The sequence below is a fragment of the Leifsonia sp. HAY1-4F genome (assembly GCF_056755275.1).
On sequence record NZ_JBNDHX010000002.1, the window covers coordinates 58,731 to 79,726 of the forward strand.

The window sequence follows — 20,996 nt, forward strand, 5'->3', positions numbered from 1 at the left end:
GCTCCCGACTACAAGGGGGTGACGCGGTAGCGGCGCAGGCGCAGCGCCGGATTCCGGTCGCGTACGGACCGCACGCGGGCGCTCGAGATCTCGGCGACCGCGACGCCCGTCGTGTCGGCGAGGCCGGCGATCGTGACGCCCATCGGGTCGACGATGGCGCTCGCGCCGACGCCGATCGCCGGCGGATGGTCGGCCGCCGCGACGTACAGCGTGTTCTCGATCGCACGGGCCGCCAACAGAGTGGTCCAGTGGAACTCCTTCAGCGGTCCGCGCACCCACTCGGCCGGCACGGCCACGAGGTCGGCCCCTGCGTCGGCGAGACGGCGCGTCACCTCCGGGAAGCGCAGGTCGTAGCAGGTCTGAAGCCCGACGACGATCCCGTCCACCTCGAACGTCTGCGGCTCGTCCAGGTCCCCCGGGACGACCCACTCGGACTCCTGCGCCCCGAACGCGTCGTACAGATGCTGCTTGCGGTACGTCGCTACGACGTCTCCGGAGGGCGCCACCGCGACCAGGGTGTTCGAGAACTTGTGCGGTGCGTCCGTCCGCTCCACGAGCCCGGCCACGACGAAGACCTGATGCTCCTGCGCCGTCGCGGCCAGCGCAGTCACGAAGTCGCCGTCGAGCGTCTCGGCGTTACGGGCGAACGACGGCCCGAGCGGGTCGGTGAAGTACGACGAGTACTCCGGGAGGACCACCAGCCGCGCACCCCGGGAGGCGCCGACCGCGACCAGTCCCGCCACCAGATCCCGGTTGTGGATGCGGTCCTCCCCGGGAGCGAACTGCGCCACAGCGACGGCGACCGTGCGGTCGTCGATCGTCAGCTCCGCCGGCCGGTCGGTCACGGCGCCAGCTCCGCCTGCGGAAGCGCTTCGCTCACCGGCTGAGGCGTCTCCACCGGCAGGACGATGCTGATGGAGGTGCCGACGCCCTCCTCGCTGGCGATGTCGAGGCGGCCGCCGTGCGCGGTCACTATGGCCTTCGTGATCGTGAGGCCGAGGCCTACGCCCGGAACCGCATTGCGGGTCGCCGTGGAGGCGCGGAAGAAGCGCTGCGAGAGCCGGCCGAGCTCGACCGCCGGAATCCCGATCCCGGTGTCGGTCACGGCGATCACCGCCTGCGGGCCGTCGGGCCGCAAGGATACCGTCACGGTCCCGCCGGCCGGGGTGAACTTGAGGGCGTTGGAGACGAGGTTGTCGACCGCCTGTCCCAGGCGCACGGGGTCGCCGCGCACGTCGAGACGCTGCTCGGGCACGTCGCTCACCAGGGTCACGCCGGCGTTGCGGGCGATCGGCCGCGCGGACTCGATGGAGGCGGAGACGACGCTGTCGAGCTCAACATCCTTGATCTCGAGGGGGAAGCGGCCGGACTCCACCTGCGCGGTGAACAGCAGGTCGCCGACGAGGCGGAGGAGCCGGTGGGCGTTGCGCTCTGCGACGCTCAGGTACTGCAGCTGCTCCTCCGACAACGGAGCGTCCTCGTCGTCGCGCATCAGCTCCAGATAGCCGAGGATCGAGCTGAGCGGCGTGCGCAGCTCGTGCGAGATGAGTCCGACGAACTCGTCCTTCAGCCGGGCGAACTCGCGGGCCTGGGTCATGTCCGTCGCGACGAAGATGAAGCCGACGCGGTGGCCGTTCTCGTCGAGTCGTGGCGTGGCCGCGACCTGGACGGCGACCTGCTTGCCGTCGGGGCGGACGTAGGTCCAGTCGCGGATGTCGGCGGAGCCGGCGCGAACCGTGTCCACCAGCGCCGAGAACTCGTCGCTGCTGGCAACGGTGGTGAACCGCGCATCCATGTCCTCGATCCGCTGCGCGAGCTCGGACGGCAGGTGGAATTCGGTCACATGGTGATGGCCGTCGAGAACTTGTTTCTCGGTGAGGCCGAGCATCTTCTCTGCGCCCGGATTCCAGACGTCGATGAGGCCGTCGAGGTCGGTGCCGATCACGGACTGCTCGGTGACGGCGTTCCAGATGCTCTGGATGAGACGGTTGGCCGTCTTGAGCCGCGCCTCCTTCAGCACCAGCTCGTCCTGGGCCGTGACCGCCTGGGACAGGAGCGTCTCCTGCTTCTCGTTCGACTCGCGCGCCGCGGCCAGCTGGGTCCGCATCCGGTGGGCGATCTCGTTGATGACGACGGCGACGAGGCAGTAGATGACCGGCGCGAAGAAGGCGCGGACGAAATCCGCCCCTGAATGCGAGAGCCTGCTGAAGAGCAGCGGGGTCACCAGCACGAGCAGGATCACGATCGCGGAGATCAGGATGTTGATCCGTCCCTCTTCGGACGCGATCCAGACGAACGGAAGCAGGATGAGCACCCCGAACGGCGAGGAGGATCCTCCGGTCGCGATCCGGAGCAGCCCGATCGCCAGCAGCGACAGGATCGGCACGAGCACCGCCCACTGCGGGTGGAACCGGTTCCACGGAATGACGAAGGAGGAGATCGACGCCACGACGACCACAGCGCTTCCGATGACGAAGAGCAGGCCATTGCTGACCGGGATCTCGTTCGGTACCAAGGCGATCAGGACGGCGATCGCGAAGCCGACGATGGTCGGCACCTGCTTCATGAACGGCGACGGGGAATCGATGGGGATGCGGCTGAGCCATCGGTCGAGGGTCATGCGGACTCCTCCACCCGCTGCGCATCCAGCTGCAGCATCTCCCGGATGCGGGTGGACAGTGCCCGCGGGCTGAAGGGCTTCACCAGGAAGCTGTCCGCCCGGTCGGCGACCACCCCGTGGTCGGTGAGCAGTTGCACGGATGCCGACACCATGAGGATGAGCGTGGACTGCGTGCGCTCATCGGCGCGCATCGCCTCGGCCACCTCCACTCCGTTGAGCCCGGGCATCGAGATGTCCAGGACCACCAGGTCGACACCGCCACCGCGAACGGCTTCGAGCGCCGCGTGGCCGTTGTCGACGGCCGCGACGATCTCTACACCGGCACGCTTCGCCGCGATGGTCATCAGGCCGCGGATGTCGTCGTCGTCGTCCGCGATCACCACGCGCCGGGTGCGCTCCGCCTGTTCAGACATGCAGGAACACCACCCGGACGACGACGATCGCCGCGCAGATCAGGATCGCGATGCCGCCGAAGAGGGGCAGCCGGAACTCCCAGCGGCGGTCCCGCTCCAGCTCGTCCTCGATGCGCTCACGCAGCGCGTCCGGCGGTTCGACGGGGCTCATCGTGCCTCCTCCGTTTCTCCGGCCGCCGTACGGGCGCCGGCTTCGAGCAACGCCGGAACCCGCTCATAGCGCCCGACGTCGGCGGCGACGTGGCTGTCCGTGGAGGCAACGATACGCGCACCCGCCGACAGCAGAGCGGCGATGGCCTCTGGGCCCGGGCAGTCCCACTTCTCGTTCACCTCGACGATCGTGCCGGTCGCGGCTGCGGCCTGGGCCCAGGCGAGCAGGCGCTGGGCGCCCAGCTGGGATTCATCGAGTCCGACCTTCGGCAGGATCGAGAACCAGTGCGCCAGCTGCGCGTGCGGAGTGCGCTCCATCGCCCGGATGCTCGCCTCGATCATCAGGTCGAGCGCGTCATCGTCGGAGAGCCCCGCCGCCAGGCGTTCGCGTGTCCGGGTGGGCGACCAGGGACCGTCGACCCCGGGGAACTGATGGTCGCCGATGACGACAGCGTCGACACCTCCGCGACCGACCACCAAGCCCTCGGGTGTGTCAACCGAGCCTGCCGCATCCAGCAGCTTCGCCTCGACGCCGGTCAGGACAGTGAGCCCGTCCGGGATGCGCTCGGCGGCCACTGCCGCGACGAACTCGGGCACCCAGGTCGTGGACGCCCGCACATGGTCGGTCAGGCGTACCGTCTCGAGGCCCGCGGCGGACGCGGCGGCGATGTTCTCCGCCGGCGTGCTTCGGGCGTCGTCCGAGAAGGTGGAGTGGACGTGGTGGTCGCCCCGCAGCACGGAGGAGAGCCGGTCGGCTCCCGTCGCGCTCACTCCTCGAAACCCTCGGCGTGCGCCGCGTTCTCGGAGACGAGCACGTCGGCGGGGCTGAGGAAGACGTCCTCCAGGAAGCGGACGTTGGCGAGCTCGGCGAAGTCGACAGCGGAAGGGACGGGGCGGCCGAGGACCAGATCCAGCAGCAGCGACGGCATGTCGACGCCCGCCGCGATGGTGAGCGGCATCGCGCCCGGGAAGCGCGGGTTGACCTCCAGCAGAGCTGGGATGCCGGCCGTGCTGTACCGCAGCTGGACGTTCGCCACACCGGTGAGTCCGATGGCGCGCGCGACGGCGGCGGCGGTGTCCGAGAGCTCGGGCCGGCGCACGGTGCGTCCGGCGATCGAGACCCCCGAGTCCACCCGCTCGCGGGAGCGCGGGACCGCGGCGATGACCTCGCCGTCGAGGCCCGCCAGCACATCCACCGAGAACTCCTCGCCCGGGAGATTCTCCTGGATGATGATGCTCTCGTCCGTCCCGAGCGCCTCCAGCTCACCGCGGTCCGCGATGAGGCGCACGCCGCGCGACCCTGCGCCGCTGCGCGGCTTGATGATGACGGGGAACGTCCAGTCGGCGCCGGCGCCTTCGCGGTTCAGCAGCCGCGTCTCGGGCACGGCGGCCTGGCTGCCGACCCGCTGGACCAGCGCGAACTTGTCCAGGCACGTCACCAGGGTGTCGTGCGACGGCGCGGCCAGTCGTGTCCCGACCGCCTCCAGCTCCGTCCGGCGGGCCGCGAGCCCGGGGAGCTCGACGTCGACGGTGGAGAACAGGACCTGGATGGCGTCGTCGCGGCACATCCCGATCAGCGCATCCACGAACCCGTCGGAGCGTCCGGCCGGAACGATCCGGCGACGGTCCTCCGGGACCAGATACAGGCCGCTGGCCCAGCCGTCCATGTCGGCCGCGAACACGTCGACATCATCGCGAGCCAGCAGGGAACGGATGACGGCGACGCCGGCAGGGCCGCCAGCGCCGGTCACCAGCACGCGGGTTCTGGAGTCGGTCATTCTGCGGTCCTGTTCTGTCGGTATGCGGCCGGCCGTGCCTCGGCCGGAAGGGCGGATGCGGGGATCGAGATGTCCGCGGTGTCCCGCATCACCTCCAGCGGCTCGCAGTTCTTGCCGCCTCCGAACCGCGACCAGTAGCGCGCGGTGGCGAGGACGAAGTCCGGTTCCAGATACGTCCGCAGCTCGGTCTGGGACCGGAAGCAGTCGAGGAGTTGGAGCTTGCTCTCGGTGAACCCGTCGATCGGGACGAACCGGGTGGGGCGGAAGTCGATCGTGGCCGACGGGCTCTGGAAGCAGCAGACCGTGCGGACGGAGCGGGTGGCGACATTCGTGGCGGCGTGGACGGCGCGATGGTCCTGATGCCGGTCGTGCGACGAGTGGGTGTAGACGATGTCCGGCTGCACCTCGGCGACCACGCGCTCGATGATCCCGACGGTCGGGTCGGCCGCCGAGATGTGCGTGTCCTCGAGGTCCTCCAGGAACAGCCGTGCGCCCAGGAGCTCCGCCGAGGCGAGCGATTCATGCTGACGGTTGTTGGCATCGCCGCCGCGTGCGCCTCGCGAGAGCGTGAGGATGACCACCTGGTTGCCGGCCTCGCGGTGAGCCGCGAGGATGCCGCCGACGCCGATCTCCACATCGTCGGGATGCGCGCCGATCGCGAGCACGACCTGCTGCCGCTGGGCCGCACGCTTCACGCGCCCTTCGGCGGCCAGGCGGTTCACGATCGCCACCAGCTCCGCCGAGGCCACCGGCTTGGTGAGGAACTCGTCCGCCTGCGCCCGGAGCGCCGACACCGCGTAGTCGACCGAGACATGGGCGGTCATGACGACCACCGGCATCCCGGGATACTCGGTGCGCAGCTCCGTCAGCAGCTCGAGACCGGACTTTCCCGGCATCTCGATGTCCGTGATGACGAGGTCGGGTTCGAACGCGGCGATCTCGGCCAGAGCGACCGACGGATCCGTGACCGCCAGGGCGATGGCGTCGGCCCGCTTCTCCAGGATGGTCTTCATGAAGAAGGCCACATCCGGGTCGTCCTCGACCACGACAACCCGGTACTTCGTCACGGCACTCGCCATCGCATCCCCTATCTCGGATCGACTCTAGTAGGACGCACGGTCCAGGGGCGCGACGCGCCCGAGACCGTGTTCGCGATTTCATGCACCTCAGGATCCCGTGCTAGTGTTTGTTCTTGTGCCGCGGGGTGGAGCAGCTCGGTAGCTCGCTGGGCTCATAACCCAGAGGTCGTAGGTTCAAATCCTGCCCCCGCAACCAGGAAGGCCCGGACTCGGTGGAGAAATCCCCGGTCCGGGCCTGTTTTGTGTCCCCGGATTGACTAGTGTCGAAGGCGCATGGTCAGGTCCCAGGGAGCAGCACAGTGGCAGACGAGCACGGCAAGGCGACACAGGCCGCCGTCCGCGAGCGGAATCTGACCACGGCGCTGCAGCTCGTGCTCTCGGGCAAGGGGACGGCGACCCGGGCCGGGATCGCCCGCCGGACCGGCCTCACGAGCGCGACCGTCTCCTCCCTGCTCGCCGGGCTCATCGCGGACGGACTGGTCATCGAGGGCGAGCGTGCGGAGAGCACGGGCGGCAAACGAGCCACGACCCTGCGCGTCGCCCGCGAGAGTCACGTCCTCCTGTCGCTGATCGTCCAACCGGGCCTCGTTCGCGGAGCGGTCGTCGACCTCCTCGGCGAGGAGCTGACGGTGACGCGACGACCGGCGGCAGCCGGCTCCCTGGACGAGATCCGACGTGTGACCCAGTCGCTCGTGGCCGCCACGACCGCCCACATCGTCGCCGTGGGCATCCAGGTGCCCGGCATCGTCGACGGCGCGCTGATCCGGGAGTCGGTGCAGCTGGGATGGAGGGATGTGGACCTCGCGCGGGAGCTGGCCGGGATCGTGGAGGCGCCCATCCACCCGATCAACGATGCCGACGCCGAGGCGATCGCCGACTCCGGCGCCTCCGCCGGCCTCGGTGCGAACCAGCTCTTCGTCTCGCTGAGCACCGGGGTCGGAGCAGCCGTCGTGGTGGACGGTGCCGTCGTGAGCGGCGCCGCGCATCGCGCCGGCGAGATCGGGCACGTACCCGTGCTGTTCGGGCCGGACGCTCCTCTCTGCCCGTGCGGCAACAGGGGCTGCCTGGAGGCCGTGGTCTCGGTCACGAGCATGCTCGGACTCCCCCACGGCGCCGACCTGGAGGCGTTCGACCTCGCGGCCCTCGCCGACGCGCCGGAGTCACGCGAACGGATCGCGGAGGGCGCCCGCGTGCTCGCCCGCGCACTCCTGCTGGTCGGAGCCGCGCTCGACGTGCCGACCATCGTTCTCGGCGGCGCGGCGCCGCGGCTGGGGCCCGCGTTCATCGACGGGCTGCGGGAGGAGGCCGCCCGGCGTCCGGTTCGCGCCGCGATGCCGCTCAGCTTCCGCTACGCCCGGGTGTCCCAGGACCATCCGTTCCGCGGGGCGGCGCAACACGCCCTCGCCTCGGCCCTCGGCGTCACCTGGACACCGTGACCGCCATCGTTTCCCGCTGGGTCAGGAGACGCCGAGCTGCGCCGACAGGACCATGACGACGCAGCCGCGCAGGACGATGTCCCGGCCCTGGCTGGTCATCCGTACGGTCACGCCGGAGTGGAATCCCGCCATCGTGCGGTTGCGGAGAGTCTCGCGGAAGGCCTCCAGGACCATGCCGTCGAGGAGGTCCTCGGGACCGGCGAGCACCAGCTCCGAAAGGTTGAGCGCACCGACCACCGGAGCGAGCGCCACGCCGAGACGCTGACCCGCCTCGCGCAGCACCTGTTCGGTAGGGCGTCCGGCCGCCGCAGCGGCGGCCAGGCGCCGCTCCAGGCGGGGGACGGCCAGCCAGGCCTCCAAGCTGTGCTCGCGATCGTACGGGGCGTCCGGCCCCTCATCCGTACCCACGATGACCTGGCCGATCTCGCCGGCGGCGAACCGGCTGCCGAAGACCAGGGCCCCTGCGACCAGCAGGCCGGAACCGACGCCATGGCCGACCTTGACCAGCATCATGTCGCCCTGGGCGTCCGCGAAGCCGTGCTCGGCGAGGACCGCGACGTTCGCGTCGTTCGCCACGAACACCGGCAGGCCGGTCCGCTGCGCGAGGAGCCGTTGCAGCGGCTCGTCCGCCCAGCCGAGGTTGGGTGCGGCGGCGACCGTGCCCTCCGCATCCACGATGCCCGGCGATCCGATGCCGATGCCGAGGACCGGGGCCGTGGCGAGCGCGACGAGGCGATCGACCAGCGTCAGCACCTTCTCCGTGGCGTGCGGCCCGCGACTGTCGGCGAGCTCGATCTCCACCGCATCCAGGATGCGGCCGTCGATGTCCAAGACCGCTCCGCGGAAGACGGCATGCTCGCTGAGGTCGACGCCGATGATCTGGGTGGCGGACCGGTCCACGTCGAGCAGTACCGCCGGCTTGCCGGGCCGGGCGTCGTCGCGCTGCCCCAGCTCGACGACGAGACCTTCGGCGATGAGCTCGGCCACCAGGTCGGAGATGGTCACCCGCGTGAGTCCGGTGCTGCGTGCGAGGTCAGCCCGGCTCACCCGCCCCGACCGATACAGGGACTGCAGGACGAGCGAGCGGTTGTGCCCCCGGGCGTGCTCGGGCAGCACCTTGGTACGCGGGCGGAGCGCGCGTCCGGGCACCAGTCCCCCGTCGAGTTGCGCGCCCCGGTCGGCGGCGTCACGTCTGCCCTGCTCGATCACCATGTTTGTTAGTAAAGCTGACAATCAAAGTTCGGGCAAGCTTTTCGCCCGTCGGATCGGAGAGAATGTGCGGATGCCCAGCGAGAAGCCGGTAGGACGGTCAGACCGTCGCGGGGACGTTGGGACTGTAGGGGACGCGCATCGTATCGGCGAAGCGCTGGAAGAGGGATGCGTCACCCTCGAGCTGGACGACGCCGGTCTCCACCGCCGTCTGAGCATCCAACTCCCCCGCGAGCACATCGCGGATCTGCGGCCCGGCCGTGATGACGAGGTCGGGCTTCTCTGCAGGACCCGGGGCGACCGTGATGGCTCCGTCCCGCATCGCCACCTGGGTCTCGACGTCCCCCACGCGCACGGTGTAACTGAGGTTCCAGTCCGTGGGCACGACGCCATCGCCGGCGGCCACCTGGAGTGCTGATGCGATGGATGCGGTGGTGACGATCTCGCCGTCCCGCGGCGTCCGCATCCCGCCCGCACCCCAGCGCGAGAGCGCATCCAGTGCCGGGCCGAGTTCCTCGCCGCGCGGCGTGAGGCGGTAGGTGACCGAGCGCTCTGCACCAGAGGGCGCCACCCGCTCCACGAGCCCCTCCTCCTCCAAGTCTTTCAACCGGGAGGCCAGGGTGTTCGTCGGGATGCCCGCGAGGCCGGTGACGAGGTCGGAGTAGCGCTGCGGTGCCACGGTGAGGTCGCGCAGGATCAGGAGGGTCCAGCGCTGCCCGACGATCTCCGCGGCGCGCGCCAGTCCGCAGAACTGCCCGTAGTGCTGGTTCGTCATGAATCTCACTTTAGCACTTGACTTGATTAATTGCAGTGTGCTTTATTTTCTGTAGCACTTCATTTTTTGCAGCAGCTCCCGCACCGTACGTCAAGCAGTCGCCAGACAAGGAGAGAGACATGACCGACACCATCGCCCCGCCCGATGCCCAGCCCGCACCGGCACCGGCCTCCGCCGGCGTGGAAGCAGCCGCCTCCGGCCTCGCCGCCCGCAACCGCACCGCCCTGGGGCTGCTGCTCGCGGCTGTCTTCGTGGTGTTCCTCAACGAGACGATGATGGCCGTCGCGCTTCCGCGCATCCAGGAGGCCCTGCACATCGACGCCACCAAGGGCCAGTGGCTGACGACCGCTTTCGCCCTCACGATGGCGGTCGTCATCCCGATCACCGGCTGGCTGATGCAGCGCCTCCGGACCCGCACGGTGTTCACCCTCGCCATGTCGAGCTTCGCGGTGGGCACACTGATCGCAGCGCTGTCGCCGGTGTTCGAGCTGCTGGTGGCGGCGCGCGTGATCCAGGCGGTGGGAACCGCGATCATGATGCCGCTGATGATGACGACGGTGATGACGATCGTTCCGCCGGAGCAGCGCGGCCGGATCATGGGACGCGTCTCGATCGTCATGTCGGTCGCGCCCGCCGTCGGTCCTATCGTGTCCGGTGCCCTCATCCAGGTGCTGCCGTGGCAGGGACTGTTCTGGGTGATGCTGCCGATCGCGCTCGTCATGCTCGCCATCGGGGTCCGCCGCGTTCCCAACGTCTCGGAGACGCGGAATGTGCCCCTGGACACGAGGTCGGTGATCCTGGCCGCATTCGCCTTCTCCGCGCTGGTCTTCGGTCTCAGCCAGATCGGCGCCGCCGCGGTGGGCGGAGCGGCTCTCCAGCCGTGGATCCCGATCGTCGTCGGCCTGGTGACCCTCGGCTTCTTCGGGTGGCGGCAGATCGTGCTTCAGCGCACCGACTCGGCACTGCTCGACCTGCGGACGTTCCGCTCGCGCGACTTCGCCGTCTCCGTCGCCATGATGACGGCCGCGATGGTGTCGCTCTTCGGCGCCTTCATCGTGCTGCCCCAGTTCGCGCGGTACACGCTGGGACTCGACCCGCTCTGGGTGGGCGCGATCCTGCTGCCGGGCGGCCTGCTGATGGGACTCGCCGGCCCGGCCGTCGGACGGCTCTACGACCGCTTCGGCCCGCGGCCGCTCGTCATCCCGGGGTCCATCGGCCTCGCCGCCTCCCTGTGGACTCTCGCGTTCGGACTCGGCGAGGGGTCGTCGTGGCTGGTGCTGCTGGGTGCTCACATCGTCCTGATGCTGTCCCTGGCCTTCCTGTTCACTCCCGCCTTCACGTCGTCGCTCGGGTCGCTCCCGCCGCAGCTGTACTCGCACGGCAGTGCGACCATCGCCACGCTGCAGCAGGTCGCCGGAGCCGCAGGGACCGCGATCTTCGTGGCGCTCTACGCGACAGGCGTCGCTGCCTCCGGCAACCCGAACCCCGACCTGCCGTCCGCGGCAGCGGCGGCCCAGGGATCGCACCTCGCCTTCCTCGCCGGGGGCATCCTGTCCCTCGTCGTGATCGTGCTCGCGCTGTTCGTCCGCAAGCCCGCCGCCGCTGAGGAGCCGGTCCAGCAGCCGGTCCAGTGAACCCACCCGGATCTCCACCCTGACCCGGATCACCGGGGGATGCGTCCCTCGGTGATCCGGGTTATCGTCGGCGCATGTGCCGCAACATCCGCTGCCTCCACAACTTCGAACCGCCCACCACCGACGACGAGGTCCGGGAGGCCGCTCTTCAGTTCGTGCGCAAGGTCAGCGGATCGACCCGTCCCTCCCGCGCGAACACGCCCGCGTTCGAGCAGGCGATCGAGGAGATCGCCGAGGCCACCCGGCGGATGCTCGATCAGCTGGTGACCACCGCGCCGCCGAAGAGCCGCGAGCTCGAAGCGGTCAAAGGCCGGCAGCGGCACGAGAAGCGCATGGAGCGCGAGGTCAGGATCCGCACGGCCTCCGCGTAAGAGACGGGTGACGTCGTCACCGACGCGTCACCCGCCTTCCCTGCTACGTGGCTGCTACGTGCCTGCTACTTGGCTGCCGGCTGGCCTTCCGCCGCGAGGGCGTCCGCGATCGCCTGCTGGAGGCGCTTCTGCGCCTCGCCGTAGGCCGCGAAGTCGCCGCTCTTGAGAGCCGCCTGGCTGTCCGACAGTGCCTGGTTGGCCCGCTGCAGCGCCTGCTGCAGGGCGGCGTTGTTCCCGGTAGACGGCGTGCCGGTCGTGGAGCCGCCCCCGGTCTGCTTGCCGCCGCCCGGCTGCGTCGTGCCGGTGCCTGTCGAGGGGACGTTGTTGTCGCCGGCGGAAGCGCCCGAGTCTCCGCCGAAGAGCGCATCCAGGGCCTGATCCAGCGTGTCCTCGAACTCGATCTTGTCGCCGAACGCGACCAGCACCTTCTGCAGCAGCGGGTAGCTGGTCTCACCCGAGGACCGGACGTACACGGGCTGCACGTAGAGCAGGCCTCCCCCGACAGGCAGGGTGAGCAGGTTGCCGTTGATCACCTCGGACTTGCCCTGCCGCAGCAGGTTCAGGTCTTGCGACACGGTCGGATCGGAGTCGAAGGCGTTCTGCATCTGCCCAGGACCGGGGATGGTGTCGCTCGACGGCAGCTGCAGGAGCCTGAGCTTGCCGTAGCCGGACGAGATCTTGCCCTTCGTCGAGCCCGCGTCGGCATCCACGGCCAGATAGCCCTTGAGCACCGAACGACTGGATTCGCTGGTCCCCTGGGGGATGAAGGTCGAGTACAGCGAGAACGCGGGCGCATCCTGCCCGGGCATCTTCATCGTCAGGTAGTACGGCGGCTGCAGGGCCGGGTTGCTCGAGGGCGACGTCGGGTCGTTGGGCGTCGTCCAGGCGTCCTCTCGGGAGTAGAACGAGCCGGCGTCGGTGACGTGGTACTGCCCGAGCACCGCGCGCTGCACCTTGAACAGGTCGGAGGGGTAGCGCACGTGGCTCATCAGCTGCGCGCTCATGTCGCTCACCGGCTTGACGGTCGCGGGGAACACCTTCTCCCAGGTCTTGAGCACCGGATCGCCGGCATCCCACGCGTAGAGCGTGACCGAGCCGTCGTAGGCGTCGACCGTGGCCTTCACCGAGTTGCGGATGTAGTTGATGTCGTCGAAGGCGTAGGCCGGCTTCGGGGTGTCCTTGTCCGCGGTCGCATCGCTCAGGCTCCCGACATGCGAGTACGGGAACTGGTCGCTCGTGGTGTAGCCGTCGACGATCCACTTGACGCGTCCATCCACGACGGCGGGATACGCCTGCGAGTCGAGGGTGAGGTACGGAGCGACCTTCTGCACGCGCTTGATGGGGTCGCGGTCGTAGAGGATCTGCGAGTCGTTGTTGACGGCGTCGGAGAGCACGATCTGCTCGTCCTGGAACTTCAGCGCGTAGACCAGCCGCTTGAAGACGTTGTCCAGCTTGGGACCGCCGTCGCCGCTGAAGGTCGTGTACGTCTGCTGGGCGCCGTTCGTCCCGCCCGGGTAGTCGAGCTCGACCGGCTTGGTGCCCTTCGGTGCCCCGACGATCGAGTAGGTGGGCGACTGCTCGCCGAAGTAGATGCGCGGCTGATAGGTGCCGAGCGTCCCGCTGGTCGGGATGCCGGACTCCATGAAGACCGGCTGGCCGTCGGGCGAGCGCTGGTTGCCGTAGGCGGCGACCAGTCCGTAGCCGTGCGTGTACACCACGGTGTCGTTGAACCAGTTGCGCGCGGTGCCGGTGCCGAGGCCGGACTGCTGCAGCTCGCGGACCGCGACCACGGCATCCTGCTGGGTGCCGTTCTTCTCGTAGCGGTCGACGTTGAGCTTGTCCGGGTAGGCGTAGTACTGCCGGAACTGCTGCAGCTGACGGAACGACGGGCTGATCACCGCCGGGTCGATGATGCGGATCTGCGCTGTCGTCTGCGCATCCTGTCGCAGGGCGCCCTGCTCCGCCGTGGTCTTCGCGTTGTACGGGATGGTGTCGATGTCGCTCAGCCCGTAAGCCTCGCGAGTGAAGTCGATGCCCTTCTGCACATAGGGCGTCTCGAGCGTCTTCTGGCTGGGGTCGACCTGGAAGCGCTGTACCACCCACGGGAGGATGGCGCCGACCACGAGCGCGGCGACGATGAGCATCGCCGTTCCGACGACCGGGAAGCGCCAGCGGCCGACGAACGCGGTCACGACGAACAGCAGCGCGACGATCACGGCCGCGCCGGCGAGCACCGCCCGCCCGGGAATGGTCGCGTTGACGTCGGTGTACGCAGCGCCGTTCATCATGTCGTTGACGTTGGAGTCCGTCACGGTCGCATAGCGGTCGAGCCAGATGCTCACGCCCTGCAGCAGCAGGTAGAGGGCCGCGACGATCGAGACCTGGACGCGCGCCGAGCGCGAGATGCGCACCTCGCGCCCGGTCACCCGGATCGAGCCGTAGAGATAGCAGGTGGCGAGGGTGGCGAGCAGCGCGATGAGGACCACGGCGGACGCGAAGCCGACCGCGCTGCGATAGAACGGCAGCGCGAACAGGTAGAAGCCGATGTCGAGGTGGAACAGCGGGTCGGTCTTGCCGTAGGAGGTGCCGTTCAGCCACAGCGCCGCCGTCTCCCACCGGCTCGCGGTCGAGACGCCGGCGAAGATGCCGAACACGATCGGGATGCCGTACATCGACAGGCGGCGCAGCGGTTCGATGACCTGCTGATAGCGGTCGAGCTGAGCGTTGAGCTTGGCGTACACCGGCCGCAGGCGGTACGCGAGCAGGATGGCCAGCCACACCGGCACGGCCATCCCGAAGAAGCCGATGAAGAACATCGCGATCCCGGCGAACCACTGGGTGGTCAGCACGTTGAGGAAGCCGATCTGGTCGTACCAGAGGACGTCGGCGTAGAGCCCGGCGAACACGAAGAACAGGATGACCACCGCGACGATCACCCCGAGAGTGATCCAGATGGCCGCGCGACGGCGGCCTGCGGGTCGGACTGCAGCTGGTGAACTCACGTATGGCCCTCTTGGTCTCGCCTGGCGGGAATGGGTCCATCCTAGGCAGCAGACCCTTGGAGTGCGCTGCGGCCCGGCGGAAGTCAGCCCGCGTGGCAGGTGGGCAGGCCGGACGTGCTCGACCCGTCGCGCACCGCCTGGAGGACCTTCAGCGAGTCGGCCAGCGTCTTCACCGCGAACACCTGCAATCCGGACGGAATGTGGCCGGCGACCTCGTCGCAGTTGGAGGCCGGCGCGAGGAAGTAGGTCGCCTTCCCGGAGTCGCGCGCCGCGTACATCTTCTGCCGGATGCCGCCGATGGGCCCGATCGTGCCGGTGTTGTCGATCGTCCCGGTCCCGGCGATCCGCTTGCCTCCGGTCAGCGAGCCGGGCGTCAGCTTGTCCATGATGCCGAGGGCGAACATCTGGCCGGCGCTGGGGCCGCCGACGTTGTTCAGCTGGATCTTCACGTCGAACGGGAAGGTGTAGTCCATCCCTGCTCCGATGCCGATGACGACCTGTCCCTGCGACTCGGTCGGGGTGATGGCGACCATGGACGCAGCGCCGTCGCGGACGATGCCGAGCTCGGCGGGCTTTCCCGCGCCGTTCTTCTTGACGGCATCCCGCAGCGCTTGGATGCTGCGGACCTTCACGCCGTTCACGGACGTGATCTCGTCGCCCACTTTCAGCACCCGCGACGCGGGGCTGCCCGTCAGCAGCTGCTTCACGGCGACGTTCTCGGGGAAGTCGTAGCCCAGCCGGCTGAGAGCCGCAGCGATCGCATCCTGTTGCGAGTCCACCATGGCCGCGGCGTTCTGGGCGTTGGACTGCTCCGTGGTCGTGCCCGGGGGGAAGACGTCGTCGAGCGGCAGCACGGCCTTGCTCGGCTGGAACCAGGCGTCGGCGATCTCGAGCCACGACGGGCTCTGGTCCGGGTTCCCGACCACGGAGACGGTGAGGAGATCGAGTGACCCGGAGGTGGCGTACGTCTTCCGGCCCGGGATGCTGATCAGGTCCTTCGCTTCTCCGCCCGACGGCGATCCGACCTGCTGGTCGGTGCCGAGCGTGTTGAACACCGGCCCCGGCTGCTCGATGACGAACGGAGCGGGGACGAGCGCGAGCACCAGGGCGAGCACCACCGCGACCCCGATCGCGACCCAGCCGATGACGACCCGGCGCGGTGGGGCGATCCGCTCCGCCGCGTGCGCCTGCAGGGCACGATCTTCCTCGCCGAACAGGGTCACAGGGCCGTCCTCTCGCTGGGGTGCTGGTGCGCTGGGGTGCTGGTGGCTCCGCCATGAGCGGGTGTTCGCCACAGGCGCACGGCCCGGATGCGAGCATAGGCCAATTCTCACCCGCCGCCCCGGCACCACCGGCTAGCGTAGATGGCAAGCCTGAAGCCGAGCCCGGCGGCTGCTCGATCCGTGGCCGGCTCAGTTCGAGAAGAGGACGCTCACGATGGCCGACGACCAGAACGAGGAGCGGGACGACGACGAGTTCCGCGAACTGCTGAACCAGTTCCTGTCGGGAAACGGCGCGTCGATCGACCCGAGCCGTCTCGCCGGCGCCGCAGGCCTGCCCAACGATCCGGCCAGCATCCAGGCCCTTCTCGGCCAGCTGCAGAACGCCCTGATGAACCCGGGCGGCGGCATCAATTGGGACATCGCGCAGCAGCAGGCGCGCCAGCTCGCCGCAGATGGCGCACATCCGGTCACTCCGGTGGAGCGCGCCTCGCTCGACCAGGCCTTCCACGTCGCCTCGCTGTGGCTCGACCAGGCGACCGGTGTGGCAGGTCTCAGCAGCACGCCCGAGCTCATCGGCCGGGCGGAGTGGGCGCGACAGACCATGCCGCTGTGGACGCAGCTCGCCGAGCCGGTCGCCCTCAGCATCTCCGACGCCCTGACCCGGGTCCTGTCCGAGCAGGCGCCGGAGGAGATGCAGGCGATGCTGCAGAACGCCGGGCAGGTGATGCGCTCGATCGGCGGCGCGCTGTTCGCCATGCAGCTGGGCCAGGTCGTGGGGCAGCTCTCGAAGGAGGTCGTGTCCGGAGGCGACATCGGCATCCCGCTGCTGCCCGACGGCACGGCGGCGCTGCTGCCGCAGAACGTGGCCGACTTCGGCGACGGGCTCGACATCCCCGCCGACCAGATCCAGCTCTACCTCGCGGTGCGCGAGCTCGCTCACGCCCGGCTGTTCCGGCACGCGAAGTGGCTGCGGCTCCAGCTCATCACCCAGATCACGGCCTTCGCCAAGGGCATCACCATCGACACGGACGCGCTCGAGTCGCTCGCCGAGAACTTCGACCCCTCGAACCCCGAGGAGCTGCGCGAGGCGATGGTCAGCGGCCGGCTCATCCCGCCGCGGACCGAGGACCAGCAGGAGGCGCTCGCTCGACTCGAGACCGTGCTCGCGCTCGTCGAGGGCTGGGTCGATGTGGTGACGGCGAACGCCACGCACCTGCTCCCCCGCGCGGCCGCGATCGCCGAGACGGTACGCCGTCGCCGGGCGTCCGGCGGACCCGCCGAGTCGGCGTTCTCGACACTCGTGGGCCTGGAGCTGCGGCCGCGACGGCTGCGGGACGCCGCCGCGATGTGGCAGGCGGTCACGGATGCCGTCGGCATGGATGCGCGCGACGCCCTCTGGTCGCATCCCGACCTGCTCCCCCAGTCGTCCGACCTCGACGACCCGTCCGTTCTGGTGGCCCGCCTGACCGCGGCGGCCAGCGGCCAGGAGCCGGAGCAGGACGCGCTCGACCAGGCGATCGAAGACCTCCTGCGCGATGACAGGGACCGCCCGACCGAGGGGTGAGGCCGGACCCGGTGAGAGGCGCCTGGGGATAGAGCGTCCTCGGAAAGTCGGTCTGTGGACAACCGCGGAGCGGGCACCTGCGTCCGAGAGGATGCGGGAATGGTCCTCGCACTCGACTCCCGCATCCAGCACGTGTGGCGCACGCCCGACAGCCTCCAGTTCGGCGTCGAACGACCCCTGCTCGTTCTCGAACGCGTGAGTGGTGCGGACGAGCGGATGCTGGCCGCGCTCGGCGGCGGCGTGTCCGCAGAGGGGCTCCACGTGGTGGCCAAGCGCGCGGGCGCACCGCCGGCGGCGGTGAGGGAGCTGCTGGAGCAGCTGACCCCGGTGCTGGCACCTGCGCGCGCCGAAAGGACGGAACCGCCTCTGGTCGTGCTCGATGGCGCGGGGCCGACGGCAGCGACCCTCGAACGGATGCTGTCCGAAGCGGGAGCCGACGTCCGCAGTGGGCTGTCGTGGTCGGACCCGGTGGTCGCGCAAGCAGAAGCGGCCGTCATCGTCGCCGCCTATGCGGTCGAGCCCCAGCGCCACGCACGGTGGCTGCGCCGCGATGTGCCGCACCTCCCCGTCGTATTCGGCGACGCCGGTGTCTCCGTCGGGCCGTTCGTGCGGCCGGGCGAGGGCGCCTGCCTGCGGTGCGTCGACCTGCATCGCACGGATGCGGACCCGGCCTGGCCGGCCATGGCCACGCAGCTGCACACCCGGCCGGCCCCGGGCGAGACGGCGATCAGCTCGGCCGCGGCCGCCGCCCGAGGGGCCGCGATCGTGCTGGCGGGTATCGCCGGCTCGGGCGCGACGGAGGGTGCCGAGGTGCGTGCGGAGGTGCGTGCGGAGGTGCCGGAGGTGCGCCTCGTGGGGCCGCAGGTGCGACCCGGGGTGGTCTGGCGGCTGGAGGCCGGAGCCGTCGAGTGGGTCAGCCGCGCGTGGGAGCCGCACCCGGAGTGCGGCTGCCTCGGTCTCCCGGCGTGACCGTGGGCCGGAGCTCGGAGAGGAACCGCGATGGCTGACGTGAGGAGGGACGACCGGGCTGGTTGCCGCGCGCCGCCCAGCTCAGACGCAGGCGCTCCCGCGCGCGCGTGATGCCGACGTACAGGAGGCGACGCTCCTCGTCCACCTGCTCGAACGTGGTGGCGTAGCTGATCGGGACGAGACCTTCGCTCAAGCCCACCAGGTAGACCGAGGGCCACTCGAGGCCCTTCGCGGCGTGCAGCGTGGCGAGGGTCACGGCGGACATCGTCGGCTCGTGCTGTCCGGCCTGACGGGCGAGCAGCTCGTCGGTGAAGGCGCGCAGCGTGCGGCCGGGCGGCTGCTCGTCGGCGAGACCCATGATGGCGTTCAGCGACTCCCAGCGCTCACGGACGGCTCCGCGTGCCTCCGGCGGCTGGACGGACCAGCCGAGGGACCGGAGCACGTCGCTGACCGACTTGAACAGCGGGTCGTCCGTCGCCGCCAGGCTGGCCGCGCGCAACGACATGACGGCCTGTCGCACCTCCGGGAGGTCGAAGAACCGCTTCGCGCCGCGGATCTGGTAGCTGATGCCGAGATCGCCGAGCGCCTGCTCGAGCGCGGCCGACTGCACGTTCACGCGATACAGCACCGCGATGTGCTCGGGTCGCGAGCCGGCAGCGAGCTCGGCGGCGATCCGCTGGGCGACGGCGCGCGCCTCGGCACGGTCATCCTCGTACGCGGTGGGCTCGGGCACGGGATCCACGTCGCGCGCTCCGCCGGGGAGCTCAGCAGGCCGCAGGGTCAGTGCGCCGGAACGGCCACGCATGAGCCGGTTCGCGACGTCGATCACCGAGGGCGTGGAGCGGTAGTTCTGCTCGAGGCGCACAACCGTCGCTCCGGGATGCTCCCGCTCGAACCCGAGCAGATAGTCGCTGCGGGCACCGGCGAAGGAGTAGATGGTCTGGCTGGCATCCCCGACGACGCACAGATCGGTCCGCGTGCCGAGCCACAGGGAGAGGAGCTGCTGCTGCAGCGGCGACACGTCCTGGTACTCGTCGACGACGAAGAACCGGTACTGCTCGCGCACCTGCAGGGCGACGGCGGGCTCCGACTCGATCATGCCGGCGCAGGCGAGCAGCACATCCTCGAAGTCGATCTGCTTGCGCTCGTCCTTGAGGTCCTCGTACTTCTGCAGAAGGGCCGCCACCTGATCCGCGGTCAGCGAGCCCGGCGTCGGCCGGCCCGCCGCCGAGTACTGCTCGATCCCGAGACCGGAGACCTTCCGCCACTCCACCTCGGCGGCCACATCCCGCAGCGTCGCCGTGTCCACACGCAGCTTGAGGGATTCCGCGGCCTGCCCGAGCACCCGACCCTTCCCATCGAGCACGGACGGCAGCTGGCCGCCGACCACCTGCGGCCAGAAGTAGTTGAGCTGCGACAGCGCCGCCGAGTGGAAGGTGCGGGCGGAGACGCCGCCGGCACCGAGCTGACGCAGGCGTCCCCGCAACTCGGCTGCGGCGCGGCTGGTGAAGGTCAGGGCCATCACGCGATTCGGCGCATACGCGCCGGAAGCGACGCCGTAGGCGATCCGGTGCGTGATCGCGCGCGTCTTGCCGGTTCCGGCACCGGCCAGGATGCAGACCGGACCGAACAGCGCTTCGGCTGCGACCCGCTGCTGCGCGTCCAGACCGGCCAGCAGGGCATCCGGCCCGGAGAGCGCGGTGCTCACGGCGCGGGCGGCTCGTCCAGCGGACCGCCGTACCAGTCCTCGATGAGGGCGCGCGCGATCGACGACCGCCCGGGCAGGATGATCTGCTCCCGCGCCTCCCACAGCTCCTCACGGCTGAACCAGCGGAGGTCGAGGATCTCCTCGCCGTCCGGGTCGAGCGCAGCCGGCTCCTGATCGTCGGCGAGCCGCGCGGTCATCCCGATCATCACGGACGCGGGGAACGGCCACGGCTGAGACCCCTTGTAGCGCGCATCCACGACGCGGATCCCCGCCTCCTCGAAGATCTCGCGCTCCACCGCCGACTCGAACGACTCCCCCGGCTCCACGAACCCGGCGAGAAGCGAGTACCGGGAGTGCTCCCACATGGCGTTGGACCCTAGCAGCAGCCGGTCGTCGGCATCCAGAATGGTGACGATCACGGCCGGGTCGGTGCGCGGGAAGACCTCGGAGCCGTCCTCGAAGCAGCGCCGGACCCAGCCTGCCTGCTCCACGACGGTCGGCATCCCGCAGCGCGGGCAGTGCGTGTTCGAAGCGTGCCAGTTGGCCATGGCCAGCGCTTCCGTGAAGAGTCCGGCATCCCGGTCGCTCAGCGCGGTGGCCACCGTGCGGAGGTTGCCCCAGCGCGCCTCGTCGGGCTCGAGCTCCTGAGCAGCGGCGTCCGTCAGCACCTCCAGGACGACAGCACTGCCGGACGGTTCCGCAGCGGTCGCGACCGTGGTGCGGCCGAGATATACGCGCAGGAGGGCGGAGGTCACCCGGTCGACGGGCAGCAGTTCGAGTTCGGCGGGACCGGCGTCGGGCGCCGACCATCCGTCGGCGGCCGGGGTCGCGGCGGCGACGCTCTCGGCGGTGAGGAGAGCACGGCCCTTCCATAGGGCGAGCACCCGCGTGCCCGGTTCCTCCCACAGCTCGTCGAACAGGGCCGGACGCGAGCGCTCCGCATGGTCGCGGTCGGTCGCATGACGCGAGAGCGCCAGAGCCGCGAGCGGCGGAGCGGGAGTCGGGGCGGACGACATCGAGGTCCTTTCGGGGCGTGGCGGACGGCTGTCGCAGGCAGGTCCACTT

General features: G+C 70.0%; 18 protein-coding genes and 1 tRNA gene. 6 read left to right on the forward strand and 13 right to left on the reverse strand.

The window, feature by feature from the left end; translation table 11 throughout:
- Positions 1-8: 8 nt before the first annotated feature.
- From ACPYOG_RS00875 to ACPYOG_RS00905, 7 genes are read right to left on the reverse strand one after another with little or no spacing between them, the layout of a single operon-like run.
- Positions 9-845 carry a carbon-nitrogen hydrolase family protein gene (locus ACPYOG_RS00875; RefSeq protein WP_481292372.1) on the reverse strand — a complete coding sequence of 279 codons (837 nt, stop codon included), beginning with the start codon at positions 843-845 and terminating at the stop codon, positions 9-11.
- On the reverse strand, positions 842-2,620 hold the full coding sequence (locus ACPYOG_RS00880; RefSeq protein ID WP_481292373.1) for a sensor histidine kinase: 1,779 nt from the start codon (positions 2,618-2,620) through the stop codon (positions 842-844). Before ACPYOG_RS00880 ends, ACPYOG_RS00875 begins: the two co-directional genes overlap by 4 nt.
- Positions 2,617-3,033 carry a response regulator gene (locus ACPYOG_RS00885; protein WP_481292374.1) on the reverse strand — a complete coding sequence of 139 codons (417 nt, stop codon included), beginning with the start codon at positions 3,031-3,033 and terminating at the stop codon, positions 2,617-2,619. The genes ACPYOG_RS00880 and ACPYOG_RS00885 overlap by 4 nt, the downstream gene beginning before the upstream one ends.
- Entirely contained in the window at positions 3,026-3,184 is a 159-nt protein-coding gene (locus tag ACPYOG_RS00890) for a hypothetical protein (protein WP_481292375.1), read from the reverse strand. Before ACPYOG_RS00890 ends, ACPYOG_RS00885 begins: the two co-directional genes overlap by 8 nt.
- The gene (locus tag ACPYOG_RS00895) at positions 3,181-3,954 is read right to left on the reverse strand and encodes a PHP domain-containing protein (protein WP_481292376.1); all 774 of its coding nucleotides are present in this window, start codon (positions 3,952-3,954) and stop codon (positions 3,181-3,183) included. The genes ACPYOG_RS00890 and ACPYOG_RS00895 overlap by 4 nt, the downstream gene beginning before the upstream one ends.
- Positions 3,951-4,961: an ATP-grasp domain-containing protein gene (locus tag ACPYOG_RS00900; protein WP_481292377.1), complete on the reverse strand. Its 1,011-nt coding sequence runs from the start codon at positions 4,959-4,961 to the stop codon at positions 3,951-3,953. The genes ACPYOG_RS00895 and ACPYOG_RS00900 overlap by 4 nt, the downstream gene beginning before the upstream one ends.
- Positions 4,958-6,040, reverse strand: a complete 1,083-nt coding sequence (locus ACPYOG_RS00905; protein WP_481292378.1) for a PIG-L deacetylase family protein — start codon at positions 6,038-6,040, stop codon at positions 4,958-4,960. The genes ACPYOG_RS00900 and ACPYOG_RS00905 overlap by 4 nt, the downstream gene beginning before the upstream one ends.
- A 119-nt stretch (positions 6,041-6,159) precedes the next feature.
- On the opposite strand from ACPYOG_RS00905, the gene ACPYOG_RS00910 reads away from it, so the two are divergent.
- Both ACPYOG_RS00910 and ACPYOG_RS00915 read left to right on the forward strand, forming a co-directional pair.
- Positions 6,160-6,236, forward strand: a tRNA-Met gene (locus ACPYOG_RS00910).
- Positions 6,237-6,339: 103 nt separating this feature from the next.
- Complete coding sequence (locus ACPYOG_RS00915; protein WP_481292379.1) at positions 6,340-7,476, forward strand: ROK family transcriptional regulator; 1,137 nt, start codon at positions 6,340-6,342, stop codon at positions 7,474-7,476.
- Positions 7,477-7,497: 21 nt separating this feature from the next.
- Here ACPYOG_RS00915 and ACPYOG_RS00920 read toward each other — a convergent pair whose 3' ends face one another.
- On the reverse strand, positions 7,498-8,688 hold the full coding sequence (locus tag ACPYOG_RS00920) for an ROK family transcriptional regulator (RefSeq protein ID WP_481292380.1): 1,191 nt from the start codon (positions 8,686-8,688) through the stop codon (positions 7,498-7,500).
- A gap of 97 nt (positions 8,689-8,785) precedes the next feature.
- Positions 8,786-9,460, reverse strand: a complete 675-nt coding sequence (locus tag ACPYOG_RS00925; RefSeq protein ID WP_481292381.1) for a winged helix-turn-helix transcriptional regulator — start codon at positions 9,458-9,460, stop codon at positions 8,786-8,788.
- 119 nt (positions 9,461-9,579) lie between these two features.
- Between ACPYOG_RS00925 and ACPYOG_RS00930 the strand changes: the two genes are divergently transcribed.
- Positions 9,580-11,094, forward strand: coding sequence for an MDR family MFS transporter (locus tag ACPYOG_RS00930; protein ID WP_481292382.1), 1,515 nt, complete (start codon positions 9,580-9,582; stop codon positions 11,092-11,094).
- A gap of 74 nt (positions 11,095-11,168) precedes the next feature.
- Positions 11,169-11,465 carry a DUF2277 domain-containing protein gene (locus tag ACPYOG_RS00935; protein WP_481292383.1) on the forward strand — a complete coding sequence of 99 codons (297 nt, stop codon included), beginning with the start codon at positions 11,169-11,171 and terminating at the stop codon, positions 11,463-11,465.
- A 65-nt stretch (positions 11,466-11,530) separates the two neighbouring features.
- Here the strand turns inward: ACPYOG_RS00935 and ACPYOG_RS00940 are convergent, their stop codons facing one another.
- Both ACPYOG_RS00940 and ACPYOG_RS00945 read right to left on the reverse strand, forming a co-directional pair.
- Entirely contained in the window at positions 11,531-14,467 is a 2,937-nt protein-coding gene (locus ACPYOG_RS00940; protein ID WP_481292384.1) for a UPF0182 family membrane protein, read from the reverse strand.
- 83 nt (positions 14,468-14,550) lie between these two features.
- Entirely contained in the window at positions 14,551-15,690 is a 1,140-nt protein-coding gene (locus ACPYOG_RS00945; protein ID WP_481292385.1) for a YlbL family protein, read from the reverse strand.
- 214 nt (positions 15,691-15,904) lie between these two features.
- Between ACPYOG_RS00945 and ACPYOG_RS00950 the strand changes: the two genes are divergently transcribed.
- Positions 15,905-17,254, forward strand: coding sequence for a zinc-dependent metalloprotease (locus tag ACPYOG_RS00950; protein ID WP_481292386.1), 1,350 nt, complete (start codon positions 15,905-15,907; stop codon positions 17,252-17,254).
- 99 nt (positions 17,255-17,353) lie between these two features.
- Positions 17,354-18,223, forward strand: coding sequence for a hypothetical protein (locus ACPYOG_RS00955; RefSeq protein WP_481292387.1), 870 nt, complete (start codon positions 17,354-17,356; stop codon positions 18,221-18,223).
- On the opposite strand, the gene ACPYOG_RS00960 is transcribed toward ACPYOG_RS00955, so the two are convergent.
- Together ACPYOG_RS00960 and nudC are read right to left on the reverse strand one after the other, a co-directional pair.
- On the reverse strand, positions 18,168-19,931 hold the full coding sequence (locus ACPYOG_RS00960) for an ATP-dependent helicase (RefSeq protein WP_481292388.1): 1,764 nt from the start codon (positions 19,929-19,931) through the stop codon (positions 18,168-18,170). The two genes, ACPYOG_RS00955 and ACPYOG_RS00960, sit on opposite strands and share 56 nt — an antisense overlap.
- On the reverse strand, positions 19,928-20,947 hold the full coding sequence (gene nudC, locus ACPYOG_RS00965) for an NAD(+) diphosphatase (protein ID WP_481292389.1): 1,020 nt from the start codon (positions 20,945-20,947) through the stop codon (positions 19,928-19,930). Before nudC ends, ACPYOG_RS00960 begins: the two co-directional genes overlap by 4 nt.
- Between the last annotated feature and the right edge of the window lie 49 nt (positions 20,948-20,996).

Excerpts from the sequence above, each read along its gene's own strand:
- ACPYOG_RS00885 (WP_481292374.1), bottom strand. The coding sequence starts at position 3,033 with ATGTCTGAACAGGCGGAGCGCACCCGGCGCGTGGTGATCGCGGACGAC.
- ACPYOG_RS00925 (WP_481292381.1), bottom strand. The coding sequence starts at position 9,460 with ATGACGAACCAGCACTACGGGCAGTTCTGCGGACTGGCGCGCGCCGCG.
- ACPYOG_RS00920 (WP_481292380.1), bottom strand. The coding sequence starts at position 8,688 with ATGGTGATCGAGCAGGGCAGACGTGACGCCGCCGACCGGGGCGCGCAA.
- ACPYOG_RS00890 (WP_481292375.1), bottom strand. The coding sequence starts at position 3,184 with ATGAGCCCCGTCGAACCGCCGGACGCGCTGCGTGAGCGCATCGAGGAC.
- ACPYOG_RS00935 (WP_481292383.1), top strand. The coding sequence starts at position 11,169 with ATGTGCCGCAACATCCGCTGCCTCCACAACTTCGAACCGCCCACCACC.
- ACPYOG_RS00950 (WP_481292386.1), top strand. The coding sequence starts at position 15,905 with ATGGCCGACGACCAGAACGAGGAGCGGGACGACGACGAGTTCCGCGAA.
- ACPYOG_RS00930 (WP_481292382.1), top strand. The coding sequence starts at position 9,580 with ATGACCGACACCATCGCCCCGCCCGATGCCCAGCCCGCACCGGCACCG.
- ACPYOG_RS00900 (WP_481292377.1), bottom strand. The coding sequence starts at position 4,961 with ATGACCGACTCCAGAACCCGCGTGCTGGTGACCGGCGCTGGCGGCCCT.
- ACPYOG_RS00955 (WP_481292387.1), top strand. The coding sequence starts at position 17,354 with ATGGTCCTCGCACTCGACTCCCGCATCCAGCACGTGTGGCGCACGCCC.
- nudC (WP_481292389.1), bottom strand. The coding sequence starts at position 20,947 with ATGTCGTCCGCCCCGACTCCCGCTCCGCCGCTCGCGGCTCTGGCGCTC.
- ACPYOG_RS00905 (WP_481292378.1), bottom strand. The coding sequence starts at position 6,040 with ATGGCGAGTGCCGTGACGAAGTACCGGGTTGTCGTGGTCGAGGACGAC.
- ACPYOG_RS00880 (WP_481292373.1), bottom strand. The coding sequence starts at position 2,620 with ATGACCCTCGACCGATGGCTCAGCCGCATCCCCATCGATTCCCCGTCG.